This is a genomic window from Klebsiella sp. RCJ4, assembly GCF_009025755.1.
Classification (GTDB): domain Bacteria; phylum Pseudomonadota; class Gammaproteobacteria; order Enterobacterales; family Enterobacteriaceae; genus Klebsiella; species Klebsiella michiganensis.
Genome location: NZ_WCIN01000046.1, coordinates 191,627 through 204,887, shown reverse-complemented (window position 1 = coordinate 204,887; position 13,261 = coordinate 191,627). Strand labels below are relative to the sequence as shown.

Annotated in this window: 13 protein-coding genes; 9 read left to right on the top strand and 4 right to left on the bottom strand. The window is 54.6% G+C overall.

The features are described 5' to 3' along the window. Positions 1-36: 36 nt before the first annotated feature. The 5 genes from pyrC to F8562_RS26815 all read left to right on the top strand — a co-directional run bounded on the left by pyrC (position 37) and on the right by F8562_RS26815 (position 3,372). A complete protein-coding gene (gene pyrC / locus F8562_RS26835; protein ID WP_014838079.1) occupies positions 37-1,083 on the top strand; it encodes a dihydroorotase in 1,047 nt (348 codons plus the stop codon). A gap of 72 nt (positions 1,084-1,155) precedes the next feature. Then, on the top strand, positions 1,156-1,401 hold the full coding sequence (gene dinI, locus F8562_RS26830) for a DNA damage-inducible protein I (protein ID WP_004101040.1): 246 nt from the start codon (positions 1,156-1,158) through the stop codon (positions 1,399-1,401). Positions 1,402-1,687: 286 nt separating this feature from the next. Then, a complete protein-coding gene (gene bssS, locus F8562_RS26825; RefSeq protein WP_004101039.1) occupies positions 1,688-1,942 on the top strand; it encodes a biofilm formation regulator BssS in 255 nt (84 codons plus the stop codon). A 124-nt stretch (positions 1,943-2,066) separates the two neighbouring features. Continuing rightward, positions 2,067-3,185, top strand: coding sequence for an N-methyl-L-tryptophan oxidase (solA, locus tag F8562_RS26820; protein WP_014838078.1), 1,119 nt, complete (start codon positions 2,067-2,069; stop codon positions 3,183-3,185). Between the two features lie 73 nt (positions 3,186-3,258). Then, a complete protein-coding gene (locus F8562_RS26815) occupies positions 3,259-3,372 on the top strand; it encodes a YceO family protein (RefSeq protein ID WP_004101037.1) in 114 nt (37 codons plus the stop codon). Here F8562_RS26815 and F8562_RS26810 read toward each other — a convergent pair. Beyond that, positions 3,358-4,422: a rhodanese-related sulfurtransferase gene (locus F8562_RS26810; protein WP_032692823.1), complete on the bottom strand. Its 1,065-nt coding sequence runs from the start codon at positions 4,420-4,422 to the stop codon at positions 3,358-3,360. The two genes, F8562_RS26815 and F8562_RS26810, sit on opposite strands and share 15 nt — an antisense overlap. A gap of 209 nt (positions 4,423-4,631) precedes the next feature. Between F8562_RS26810 and F8562_RS26805 the strand changes: the two genes are divergently transcribed. The 3 genes from F8562_RS26805 (at position 4,632) to F8562_RS26795 (ending at position 7,467) form a co-directional block, all read left to right on the top strand. Next, entirely contained in the window at positions 4,632-5,552 is a 921-nt protein-coding gene (locus F8562_RS26805) for a Kdo(2)-lipid IV(A) acyltransferase (RefSeq protein WP_004849864.1), read from the top strand. Positions 5,553-5,738: 186 nt separating this feature from the next. Continuing rightward, the gene (gene mdtG / locus F8562_RS26800) at positions 5,739-6,989 is read left to right on the top strand and encodes a multidrug efflux MFS transporter MdtG (protein WP_014228827.1); all 1,251 of its coding nucleotides are present in this window, start codon (positions 5,739-5,741) and stop codon (positions 6,987-6,989) included. Between the two features lie 91 nt (positions 6,990-7,080). Further along, the gene (locus F8562_RS26795; RefSeq protein WP_004137236.1) at positions 7,081-7,467 is read left to right on the top strand and encodes a MysB family protein; all 387 of its coding nucleotides are present in this window, start codon (positions 7,081-7,083) and stop codon (positions 7,465-7,467) included. On the opposite strand, the gene F8562_RS26790 is transcribed toward F8562_RS26795, so the two are convergent. From F8562_RS26790 to mdoG, 3 genes are all read right to left on the bottom strand, one after another. Next, positions 7,468-7,695 (bottom strand): YceK/YidQ family lipoprotein, encoded by a 228-nt coding sequence (locus tag F8562_RS26790; protein WP_004849859.1) that lies wholly within the window; start codon positions 7,693-7,695, stop codon positions 7,468-7,470. It lies immediately after the preceding gene. A 66-nt stretch (positions 7,696-7,761) separates the two neighbouring features. Next, positions 7,762-10,290, bottom strand: a complete 2,529-nt coding sequence (gene mdoH / locus F8562_RS26785; RefSeq protein ID WP_014228826.1) for a glucans biosynthesis glucosyltransferase MdoH — start codon at positions 10,288-10,290, stop codon at positions 7,762-7,764. After that, the gene (gene mdoG, locus F8562_RS26780; protein ID WP_004101027.1) at positions 10,283-11,836 is read right to left on the bottom strand and encodes a glucans biosynthesis protein MdoG; all 1,554 of its coding nucleotides are present in this window, start codon (positions 11,834-11,836) and stop codon (positions 10,283-10,285) included. The genes mdoH and mdoG overlap by 8 nt, the downstream gene beginning before the upstream one ends. Positions 11,837-12,087: 251 nt before the next feature. Between mdoG and mdoC the strand changes: the two genes are divergently transcribed. Beyond that, positions 12,088-13,248: a glucans biosynthesis protein MdoC gene (gene mdoC, locus F8562_RS26775; protein ID WP_004849851.1), complete on the top strand. Its 1,161-nt coding sequence runs from the start codon at positions 12,088-12,090 to the stop codon at positions 13,246-13,248. Positions 13,249-13,261: the final 13 nt, after the last annotated feature.

Below are 13,261 nucleotides of genomic sequence, written 5' to 3'. Positions count from 1 at the left end.
AGCCCTGATGACTGAACCTATTAGCCGGAGCCTTCCATGACAGCACAATCCCAGGTATTGAAAATCCGCCGCCCTGACGACTGGCATATCCATCTGCGCGATGACGATATGTTAAAAACCGTCGTGCCTTATACCAGTGAATTTTATGGCCGGGCGATCGTGATGCCGAACCTGGTACCGCCTGTCACTACCGTCGAAGCCGCCCTCGCCTATCGCCAGCGTATCGTTGATGCGATCCCTGCGGGCCATGATTTTACGCCGCTGATGACCTGCTATCTGACGGATACGCTCGACCCGGCTGAGCTGGAGCGCGGATTTAACGAAGGCGTATTCACTGCCGCCAAGCTCTATCCGGCCAACGCCACCACCAACTCCAGCCACGGCGTCACCAGTACGGATGCCATTATGCCGGTGCTGGAACGCATGGAAAAGCTGGGGATGCCTCTGCTGGTTCACGGTGAGGTCACCCATGCTGATATCGATATTTTTGACCGGGAAGCTCGCTTTATTGAAACGGTCATGGAGCCGCTGCGTCAGCGCCTGCCAGGCCTGAAGGTGGTCTTCGAACACATCACGACCAAAGATGCCGCTGAATACGTACGCGACGGTAACGAGCTGCTGGCGGCCACCATCACCCCGCAGCACCTGATGTTCAACCGCAACCATATGCTGGTTGGCGGCGTGCGTCCCCACCTTTATTGCCTGCCGATCCTGAAACGCAATATTCACCAGCAGGCGCTGCGCGAACTGGTTGCCAGCGGTTTTGACCGCGCTTTCCTCGGCACGGATTCCGCTCCCCATGCCCGCCATCGTAAGGAAGCCAGCTGCGGATGCGCAGGCTGTTTTAACGCGCCGACCGCGCTGGGCAGCTACGCCACGGTATTTGAGGAGATGAACGCCCTGCAACACTTTGAAGCCTTCTGTTCGCTTAACGGCCCCCGCTTCTATGGCCTGCCGGTCAATGAGGGCTACGTGGAGCTGGTGCGCGAAGAGAGCCAGGTGGTCGAGAGTATCGCCCTGCCAGGCGACGCGCTGGTGCCGTTCCTTGCCGGGGAAACCGTGCGCTGGACGATGAAAAAATAAATAGCCCGCCCCCTGTTGTAAATCTTCAAAGTGTACTGTATAAATAAACAGTACATTATCCAGGGGGCAATTATGCGTATTGAAGTCTCTATCGCCAAATCAACAGCCTTACCCAACGGCGCCTTAGATGCGCTGAACAATGAACTCTCGCGTCGTATCGAACAGCAGTTTCCCTCTACCTCAAGTCAGGTAACGGTTCGGTACGCAGCTAATAACAATCTGTCGGTTATCGGCGGCCTGAAAGAAGACAAAGACCGGATTAGCGAAATCCTGCAAGAAACCTGGGAAAGCGCTGACGACTGGTTTGTCCGCGACTAGTCAATTAAATTTGCTCCCTCATTGTGCAATTTTTTGCCGGGTCGCCCCGGCTTTTTTATTTTTTTCATAGTCAGACTCTCCCCTATTGCTTTTCCTTAGCACCTTCATAAATAACAAATAACCCTCCCTGATTTGCCTAAAAAATCAGCACATGGGCGCGTATGTGTCTCTATTTCATTTAATTTCTCGAGTTTATTCTTGACTACTGATATAATTAACTTGCTTCAAAAAACACGCATTAAACCTCGAGAACTGTTGTCTTTTAACATATGAATAAGGGGTTATGATGGAAAAGAATAATGAAGTCATCCAGACCCATCCCCTCGTCGGATGGGACATCAGCACCGTTGATAGTTACGATGCGCTGATGTTGCGCCTGCACTACCAAAACCCCGCTCAAGAAAGCAGTAGAGACGCAGAGATTGGCCAGACGCTATGGCTAACGACGGACGTCGCACGTCAGTTTATTTCGATTCTGGAAGCAGGTATTGCGAAGATTGAATCTGGCGAATACCAGGAAAATGAGTATCGAAGGCATTAAAATTTAGCGCTAATGTCAGAATATTCACTTAACAGGCACCCTCGGGTGCCTGAATTATTTTCGGGCTTGTATAACAGCAGGTTGTTAATTACCCTGCTAATAAAGCAATAACCTGGAACTCACCATGCAATACGATCTTATCATTATCGGTAGCGGCTCGGTCGGCGCTGCCGCAGGCTATTATGCGCGGCAGGCAGGGCTCAACGTACTGATGATTGATGCCCATCAGCCGCCGCATCAGGAAGGCAGCCATCACGGCAGCACCCGCCTCATTCGTCACGCCTACGGCGAAGGCGAAAGATATGTCCCCCTGGTACTGCGCGCGCAACAGCTATGGGATGAGTTTGCCGCCGCCAGCGGTGAAGCCGTCTTTGAACGTACAGGAGTGATTAACCTCGGGCCTGCCGGTTCCGACTTTCTGCGCAATGTTGCCAGCAGCGCGCGCGAGTTCCAGCTCAATATCGAAGAAATGGATGCGCAGACGGTGATGACTCGCTGGCCGGAAATTCGTATTCCTGATGATTATCGGGCGATATTTGAACCCGCATCCGGCATACTGCGCAGCGAACTGGCCGTTGAAAGCTGGATCCGTCTGGCACGCGAAGCGGGCGCCGCACAGCTCTTCAACTGCCCGGTATCGGCCATTCACCACGCGCCGAACGGCGTAACCGTCGAGACGATTGATGGTGAGTACAGCGGCAAAAAACTGCTGGTTAGCGCCGGTACCTGGGTTACCCGGCTGATGCCAGAACTCCCTGTCCAGCCGGTACGTAAAATTTTCGCCTGGTTTCAGGCGGATGGCCGCTACAGCAGCAAAAATAATTTCCCGGCGTTTACCGGTGAGTTAGCGAATGGCGATCAGTTTTACGGTTTCCCGGCAGAAGATAACGAATTGAAAATCGGCAAGCATAACGGCGGGCAGCCTATTTCCACGCCGGAAGAGCGTAAGCCGTTTGGTGCCGTTGCAACGGACGGCTCTGAAGCTTTTAGCTTCTTGCGTAATGTGTTGCCCGGTATCGGCGGCTGCCTGCATGGCGCATCCTGTACCTATGACAACACCGCCGACGAGGACTTTATCATTGATACGCTGCCCGGCCAGCCGGATACGCTATTGATTACCGGCCTGAGCGGGCACGGCTTTAAGTTCGCACCGGTACTCGGTGAACTGGCCACACGGTTTGCGCTTGAAGAACCCTTTGGGTTTGATATATCCCCGTTTTCACTGGCGCGGTTTAAGAAATAAGCGCCCGCCGTACAACCTGACAACCACGCTAAAGAAACGGCCTCGCTTGAGGCCGTGAATGATGAGAGAGATGATGCGTCGCCTGTTCGAATTACTGGTTAACAACGTCCGCGAACATTTTATGATTTATCTGGCGCTGTGGCTTCTGCTGGCGTTTATCGATCTTATCTGGCTATGGTTTTTCTGAAGGCTCAGGATCCGGGATCCCCAGCTTCGTATTCAACCGACCGCGAGATTTATTAAAGATCTTATTGCCATTCTCGCGGCCGGCGCGCAGTTTTCGCTGCTCCTCTTCCGGCAGCTTATGCTCTTCCATGCAGGCTTCGCTACAGCAGCCGGCGAATTTCTCCGCGCAGGCAGGACACTGAATAAACAGCAGGTGGCAACCATCGTTCAGGCAGTTGGTATGGCTGTCGCAGGGGGCGCCGCACTGATGGCAATGGGCGATAACATCATCTGAGATACGCTCTCCCATACGCTCATCGAAGACAAAGTTCTTACCGATAAAGCGAACCGGCAGCCCCTGTTCGCGCGCGCGTCGCGCGTACTCGATAATCCCGCCCTCAATATGCGAGACCTTAGTGAACCCATTGTGCTTCATCCACGCGCTGGCTTTTTCGCAGCGGATACCGCCGGTGCAGTACATCACGATATTTTTATCTTTATGTTCCTGCATCATCTCAACGGCCTTCGGCAGCTGGTCGCGAAACGTATCCGCCGGGATCTCCAGCGCATTCTCGAAATGGCCGACCTCATATTCGTAATGGTTACGCATATCAATAAAGACCGCATCCGGGTCGTCCAGCATCGCGTTGACTTCCGCAGCCTTTAAATAATCGCCCACGTCCGATGCATCAAACGTCGGATCGTCAATCCCATCCGCGACGATCCGATCGCGTACCTTGAGACGCAGAACCCAGAAGGATTTACCGTCATCATCGAGGGCGATATTCAGGCGCAGACCATTCAGGGCAGGATCAAAAGCGTATAAGAATTCGCGCAGCGCATCGACCCGGCTTTGCGGAACGCTAATTTGCGCGTTAATACCTTCGTGAGCCAGATAAATTCGGCCAAAGACGTTCAGCTTAGTCAACGCAATCCACAGCGCATCGCGCGTGGCTTTTGGGTCGATAATAGTGAAATATTTATAAAACGAGATCGTCGTGCGCGGCTCGGTCTCAGCCAACATTTGCGCCTTTAACGTCTCATTTGAAATGCGGTTATGTAACACTGGCATGGTGTACCTGCTCGGCATAGTCAATGAGTAAAATAAACGGCGGGCATCATATAGCAAACACGCTTAATTTACATCCCCACATTTTGCGCTACATTTTTCTCACCCATATTTGCTTGCGTTAACATTAAATGCCATCTGCGGCCGGTATTTTGGCTGAGGCATAAAAAAATGCGATAATAGAACACGTTGCTTAATTAAACAGGTATGAGATGACCCATTTACCTAAATTTTCCGCAGCGTTGCTGCACCCGCGTTACTGGTTGCTTTGGCTCGGGATCGGCCTGCTCTGGTTGGTTGTTCAGCTGCCTTATCCGCTGATTTATCGCCTCGGAACCGGTCTTGGCCGCCTCGCCATGCGGCTAATGAAGCGCCGGGCCAAAATAGCCAACCGGAATCTGGAGCTCTGTTTTCCCGATAAGAGCGAGCAAGAGCGTCACCGCATGGTCGTGGCAAACTTTGAATCCGTCGGCATGGGGTTAATGGAAACCGGCATGGCCTGGTTCTGGCCGACGAAGCGTATTGCGCGCTGGACTGACTCCATCGGCGTCGAGCATATCCGTGATGTTCAGGCGCAAAAGCGCGGCATTTTGCTGATTGGCATTCATTTCCTCACGCTGGAGATGGGCGCGCGCATGTTCGGTATCAACGAGCCGGGCATTGGCGTTTATCGTCCAAACGATAACCCGGTTATCGACTGGCTGCAGACATGGGGACGCCTGCGCTCCAACAAAGACATGATCGATCGTAAAGATCTGAAAGGCATGATCCGCGCGCTGAAAAAGGGTGAAGTGATCTGGTATGCGCCGGATCACGACTATGGCCCGGCCGCCAGCGTATTTGTGCCGTTTTTCGCCGTTGACCAGGCCGCGACCACCTCGGGCACCTGGATGCTGGCAAAGATGTCTAAAGCCTGCGTTGTGCCGTTCGTGCCGCGCCGTAAACCGGACGGTAAAGGCTATGAGCTGATTATCCTGCCGCCGGAGTGCGATCCGCCGCTGGACGATGCGGAGACTACCGCCGTCTGGATGAACAAAGTGGTAGAGAAGTGCATATTGATGGCGCCGGAACAGTATATGTGGATGCATCGCCGCTTTAAAACGCGTCCTGAAGGCGTTCCTTCTCGTTACTAGCGCCTCCCGGCGCGCGCTCGCGCAATGACCCCGCATCTGAATCCGGATGCGGGGTAAGCCCCGCCGTTCAGGGCCCTCCTTTAGCTTTAAAAGCTCTCCTCCATTGCGGCAACCATTTCTCAGGCGCATAATTAGCAGGCTCATATTTTCAATTATTTGACCTGCGCGGCAGGCCAGTGGAAACCTATGCCCTCTGCTGATACCCCCATTAACTGGAAACGTAATCTCACCGTCACCTGGCTCGGCTGCTTTTTAACCGGCGCCGCCTTTAGCCTGGTGATGCCGTTCCTCCCGCTCTACGTCGAACAACTCGGCGTAACCGGCCATAGCGCCCTCAATATGTGGTCAGGGCTGGTTTTCAGCATTACCTTTTTATTTTCCGCCGTGGCCTCTCCCTTCTGGGGCGGTCTCGCGGACCGCAAAGGACGCAAAATTATGCTGCTGCGCTCGGCCCTCGGTATGGCAATCGTTATGCTGCTGATGGGCCTGGCGCAGAATATCTGGCAGTTTCTGATCCTGCGCGCGCTGTTAGGTCTGCTCGGCGGATTTATTCCTAACGCCAATGCGCTGATAGCGACGCAAATTCCCCGTCATAAGAGCGGCTGGGCGCTGGGGACCCTCTCTACCGGGGCGGTCAGCGGCGCGCTGCTGGGGCCGCTGGCCGGCGGTTTCCTGGCCGATCACTGGGGATTGCGTACCGTCTTCTTTATGACGGCAGGCGTGCTGTTTATTTGTTTCTTATTTACCCTTTTTCTCATCCGCGAGAACTTTGTCGCCGTCAGTAAAAAAGAGATGCTCAGCGCGAAAGACGTTTTCACGTCGCTTAAAAATCCGAAACTGGTGCTGAGTCTGTTTGTGACATCGCTGATTATCCAGGTGGCTACCGGTTCCATCGCGCCGATTTTGACGCTTTACGTGCGCGATCTCGCCGGCAACGTCAGTAATATTGCGTTTATCAGCGGCATGATAGCTTCAGTCCCCGGTATTGCCGCCCTGCTTAGCGCCCCTCGCCTCGGTAAACTCGGCGACCGTATCGGTCCGGAAAAAATCCTGATCGTCGCGCTGGTGATTTCTGTCCTGCTCCTGATTCCCATGTCGTTCGTCCAGACGCCGCTGCAGCTGGGTATCCTGCGCTTCCTGTTAGGTGCCGCCGACGGCGCGCTGCTGCCGGCAGTGCAAACGCTGCTGGTGTACAACTCCACCAGCCAAATCTCGGGCAGAATATTCAGCTATAACCAGTCGTTCCGCGATATCGGCAACGTCACGGGTCCGCTCATCGGCGCATCGGTTTCCGCCAACTACGGCTTCCGGGCAGTCTTTTTAGTCACCGCCGGTGTGGTGCTGTTCAATGCGGTCTACTCGACCTTGACCCTCGGTCGCTCCCGCCGCCCCCGGGCAACGGACAATCCGGGTTCCGGCACGCATTCGGTAAATTAATGTCCGTGTGGCGTTCACCTCCTTGACGCATTGCCAACCGCCTTCTATAGATTGAATCGTGTTCATTTCTATTCATCTTAGGAGGTTAGCCATGCCAAAGGATTCGATGTTCTATGCCACGCTTGAAGAAGCAATCGATGCAGCCCGCGAGGAGTTTCTGGCTAATAATCCCGATAGCGACGAAGAGAGCGCCAGCATTGAGCAGTTAAATATCCAGAAGTACGTACTCCAGGACGGTGATATTGCCTGGCAGGCCGAATTTTTCGCCGACGAGGATGAACAGGGCGAATGTCTGCCGGTCCTCAGCGGTCAGGCTGCGCAGAGCGTCTTTGACGGTGATTATGATGAGATTGAGCTTCGCCAGGAGTGGCTGGAAGAAAACACGCTGCACGAATGGGATGAAGGCGAGTTTCAGCTTGAACCCTCTCTCGATACCGAGGAGGGCCAGGCTGCCGCCGATGAATGGGATGAACGCTAATTAGTTATAGGGGCCATGGCTGGCGTCAAGCGGCAGCAGTAGCGTATCAAACACCAGCGAAAAGGGCAGATCGAGAATAGTGATATAGCGCCATGCTGAATCACGAACATCCCACTGAACGCCGGGATAGTACTGGTTTCCATGGCCCTGGCCAGGCACTGTGCGGCTGATAATACTCCCGCAGCCGCTGAGAAACAGCGTCATTGCGATAACCAGTAAAACTCTCATCAACAACCTCGATTTTCAGGTAAAAAAATACCGGCGCCATTGCCGGTATTTTCCTTAACGTACGGCTTACTTCGTTTTTAACGCCAGCGGATTCAACGTCAGCTGCTGATAGGCGCCGACCCACGAAGAGTATTTCTCCGGCGCGGCCCACACGCGATAGTGCAAGCGTGACATCGTGACCGGGTCGCTCAGCAATACCAGACGACGATCGCGGTTTAGTTTATCCGGCGTCTCGTTCAGCGCCTGCTCAACGTGACGTTCGCGAGCGATATCCAGAATATGCCCGTGACGGTGGCGCGCGGTGGCCATCGCCGTTGCCAGCGCGTTAAACGACGGGTTAAATACCGCATGCATAAAGCCGTCGTCCAGCGAACGCTGACGGTTAAGCGTCAGGTAAGCGTCAGTATCTTTAAGCACCTGCGGCGGGGAGTACTCTTCCGGGATCAGGAACAGCTTCCAGCGTTTAGTGCGCAGGCCGATGGTGGCGCGGCTGGAAATGGCCGACACGAACGGCGACAGAATCAGCGACACCACAATCGGCGCCAGCCAGAACAGGAAGCGCAGATCCAGCCATGCCATGCCCACCGCCCAGACCAGACCCAACAGCATCTGCGAGCCGTGACGCATAAACGCTTCGCCCCACGGGGTAGAGTCGTCATCACGCTGCGGCGAGTTCCACACCACTTCCCAGCCGAGGAACGCGCTGACCACAAATACGGTATGGAACAGCATACGCACCGGCGCCAGCAGCACCGAAAAGAGCACCTCCAGCAGCAGAGAAAGGGTCACGCGGATAAATCCGCCGTACTCTTTTGGCCCTTTACACCACACCAGGATAATACTCAGCAGCTTCGGCAGAAACAGCAGCACCATGGTGGAAGCAAACAGGGCAATGGCCAGCTCCGGACGCCACTGCGGCCAGACCGGGAACAGCTGCCGCGGCTGCAGAAAGTACTGCGGTTCGGTCAACGCATGCACCACCTGCAGGGCAGTTGAGAGCGCAAGGAACATAAACCACAGCGGCGCCGACAGGTATGACATCACGCCGGTCAGGAACACCGCGCGGTGAACCGGGTGCATCCCTTTAACCAGGAACAGGCGGAAGTTCATCAGGTTTCCCTGACACCAGCGGCGATCGCGCTTCAGCTCGTCCAGCAGGTTCGGCGGCAGCTCTTCATAAGATCCGGGGAGATCGTAAGCAATCCAGACCCCCCATCCGGCGCGACGCATCAATGCGGCTTCGACGAAGTCGTGCGACAGAATGGAACCCGCGAAGTTACCCTCACCCGGCAGCGGCGCGAGGGCACAGTGCTCAATAAACGGTTTCACCCGGATAATGGCGTTGTGTCCCCAGTAGTGCGATTCGCCCAGCTGCCAGAAGTGCAGCCCGGCGGTAAACAGCGGGCCGTAGACGCGGGTGGCAAATTGCTGACAGCGAGCATACAGCGTATCCATGCCCGACGCGCGAGGCGATGACTGGATGATGCCGGCATTCGGGTTCGCTTCCATCAGGCGCACCAGGCCGCTCAGGCACTCACCGCTCATGACGGAGTCGGCATCCAGCACCACCATGTAGCTATACTGGCTACCCCAACGGCGGCAGAAGTCATCAATGTTACCGCTTTTGCGCTTCACGCGGCGGCGGCGGCGGCGATAGAAGATCTGCCCTTCGCCCTGCACTTCGGCAATGAGCTCCATCCACGCCTTTTGCTCTGCCACGCAGATATCCGGGTTGTAGCTATCGCTCAGGATATAGACATCAAAGTGCTCGGCGTTGCCGCTGGCCTTTACCGACTCCCAGGTCGCACGCAGGCCGGCGAATACGCGGTCAACGTCTTCGTTGCAGATCGGCATGATCAGCGCCGTGCGATGCTCCGGGTTCAACGGCTCATTCCCGACGGTCGAGGCTGAGATACTGTACTTATCACGCCCGATGAGCAGCTGCAGGAAGCCCATCAGCGCGGTCCAGAATCCCGCTGAGACCCAGCAAAAAAGCACGGCGAACAGGATCAGGATCCCCGACTGCAGCACATAGGGCAGCAGCTGCATAAAGGAGATCCACAGGTTCTGCCCCACCATATCCGCCGGGTTAATCAGCGCCCAGCCCTGGTAGGGCAAAATGGTTTTCATGTACCACGTCGCCACCACGGTCTGCGCCAGCGTCAGCAGCAGAAGAATGTAGCGGCGGATAGAGCCGACGGTACGCCATTTCTGCTCGCTCTCCTGCTCTTCCTGGCTCAGGCGAGAAAGATAGCGCGGCGTCACGTCGCGTCCGCGCAGCCGATCCCAGAAGCGCCCGACCGGGTTAGTCCGCCAGGGGTCCGGAAACATGGAGGAGCGTTTTGCTTTCGGCATGGCGTTGAGCTGAGTGCGCCCTTCGTCATCCTTAACCAGCTGGTTACCGGCCAGTGAATCTGGCCAGCTGTGCTCCAGCCGCGATTTTACCGACCCCAGCGGGGAGTCGTCTTCGCGGTGGTAAACGTGATGTTCAGCGTCCAGTGCTTGATGTACGGCCTGCAGACTTGCGTCAGGTAACGCGCGTTTTTCTGCATCCGACAGCGGCAATGCGTCGATGTACTTCGTTATCTTATTCATTGGCAGGCAGCTGATAGCTCCAGGTTTCGCTCAGCGTCTGGTCGGTATTGACCAGGGCTGCGCGCATATCCGTGGTTTTCTTAGGATCTTTCACTTTGACGCGCAGGATCATACGCCAGCCTTTCGTTACTGGGTTGTAGCGCACGGTATTTTCGACGATTTCAGCGTTATCGCCGATGCTGGCCTGGGCAGTCACTGGCGTATCTGCGGGCAGCTTTTTCATCTCGGCGCCGGTGAAATCGACAATAAAGGCAATGGTGCCATCAGGCTGGCGGATCAGGTTCGATTGCTTGACGTCGCCGGTAGAACGGCGGGTCTGCATAACGTAAGCGTTATCCGGCGCATGCAGTTTGTCTTCGTCACGGCTGAAAGTGATGGTGTATTTGAAGTTCATCTCTTTGCCGGGTTCCGGCAGCTGATCCGGCGTCCAGTAGGTGACGATGTTATCGTTGGTTTCATCGTTGGTTGGGATCTCGACCAGTTCGATTTTCCCTTTGCCCCAATCACCTTTCGGCGTAATCCACGCGCTTGGGCGCAGATCGTAGCGGTCGTCGAGGTCTTCAAAACGCGAGAACTGACGGCCGCGCTGCAGCAGGCCAAACCCCTGCGGGTTTTCCATTGCGTAGCTGCTGACGGCCAGGTGTTTCGGGTTATTGAGCGGACGCCAGATCCACTCACCGTTACCGGCAAGAATGGACAGCCCGTTGGAGTCGTGCAGCGCCGGGCGGTAGTTGGTGGTCGGAGACGGCTGATGCGGCCCGAACAGGAACATGCTGGTTAACGGCGCCACGCCCAGTTTACCGACTTTGTCACGCAGATAGACCTTAGACTGCACGTCCACCACGGTATCGCGACCGGGCATGATCACAAAGCGATAGGCGCCGGTTGCGCGCGGGGAATCAAGCAGCGCATAAATCGTCAGGCGTTTATCGGTGGCTTTAGGACGCTCAATCCAGAACTCACGGAAGCGCGGGAACTCTTCTCCGGACGGCAGCGCGGTATCGATAGCCAGTCCGCGGGCAGAAAGCCCATATACCTGGCCCTGACCGAGCACGCGGAAATAGCTGGCTCCGAGCATGCTGACGATCTCATCGTTCTTGTCTTTGCTGTTGATCGGATACAGAACCTTAAAGCCCGCAAAACCGAGGTCTTTAACCGTGTCTTTATCGTGCTGAACGTTGCCAAAATTAAAATAGTCCGGGCTATATTTAATTTTACGTACGCTGGTTGCCGTCACTTCATTAATGGTGACCGGCGTATCGAAATACATTCCCTGGTGATAGAACTCGAGCTTGAACGGGCTTTTCAGATTATTCCAATAGGCTTTGTCGTGATTAAACTGAATTTGCTGATAGTCCGCATACTTCATGTCGCGGAAGGCAGAGGGCAGGTTACTTTTAGGCGCTTCAAAGCCTTTGCCGGCTAACGTTTGTGCCTCTTTTGCGACGTCATCAATGCTGAATGCCCATGCAGATGAAGTACACAGGGACAACATTACGGCTGCGCTTAACCAACGCATTTTCATCATCTGTGGTTTATGTTTCATATAAGTAAGCACTTCCCCCTTTGTGTGCTTAAATCGATCCGATCTATTTTAATGGAAACTCAGGCATTCCGACAACATAATCCCTGCATTGTTCGGCATCGCGGCACAGGGAATACACAGTTACTGCCCCGTTTGCACTTTGCGTGCTTATCCTGGAGACAGTTAACCAGAGTTCATGTAGGGTTGCAGAGAATTTAAACGTTATCACGTTGAGTGATAAGACGAATTGTCTGAGAATGTAGTGATATTGTATGAATAATACTCCGGTACAGCGTGAATATTTTTTCGATAGCATCCGCGCCTGGCTGATGCTATTGGGCATCCCTTTTCACATTTCGCTCATTTACTCCAGCCACAGCTGGCATGTTAACAGCGCCGAGCCCTCGTGGTGGCTGACGTTATTTAACGACTTCATCCATGCCTTTCGCATGCAGGTCTTCTTTGTGATTTCCGGCTATTTTTCCTACATGCTTTTTCTGCGCTATCCGCTGAAAAAATGGTGGAAAGTACGCGTTGAGCGCGTCGGCATTCCCATGTTAACGGCGATCCCGCTCCTGACCCTGCCGCAGTTTATTATGCTGCAGTACGTCAACGGTAAAGCGGATAACTGGCATACGCTGTCAGGCTATGACAAGTTCAACACCCTCGCCTGGGAGCTGATCTCTCATCTGTGGTTTTTGTTGGTGCTGGTGGTCCTGACGTCGCTGGGCGTGGTGATGTTCAAATGGCTGACGCGACCACGTTCTGCCGCTGCGCCCACCTTTGGTGACACCGTCACATTAGGCCAGCTGTCGATGATTTTTCTCGCTCTGGGCGTGCTGTACGCGGTCATCCGCCGCACTATTTTTATCCTCTATCCACCCATTCTCAGCAACGGTCTGTTCAACTTTATCGTGATGCAAACGCTGTTCTACCTGCCTTTCTTTATCCTGGGCGCCCAGACGTTTATTAACGCGCGGCTGAAGACGATGTTCACGACTCCCTCGCCGTGGTGCTTTGTGGCGGCTTTACTGGGATTTATCGCCTACCGACTGAATCAGCAGTACGGCTCGGGCGATGGCTGGATGTACGAAACGGAGTACGTGATTACGATGGTGCTGGGGCTATGGATGGTCAACGTGGTCTTTTCGCTTGGCCACCGTTTGTTAAATTTCCAGTCCGCGCGGGTGACCTACTTCGTCAACGCATCGCTATTTATCTACCTGGTGCACCACCCTCTGACCCTGCTCTACGGGGCATGGATAACCCCGGTCATTCAATCAAATACCCTTGGATTTATCACCGGGCTGGTTTTTGTTGTCGGGATTGCACTGGTGCTGTATGAAATTCATCTGCGGATACCGCTGTTGCGCTTTCTTTTTTCCGGAAAATTCCAGCAAAAGACGGCTAAGCCGCAAATTTCCGCCAGTTAAAACAGGGAGCTGC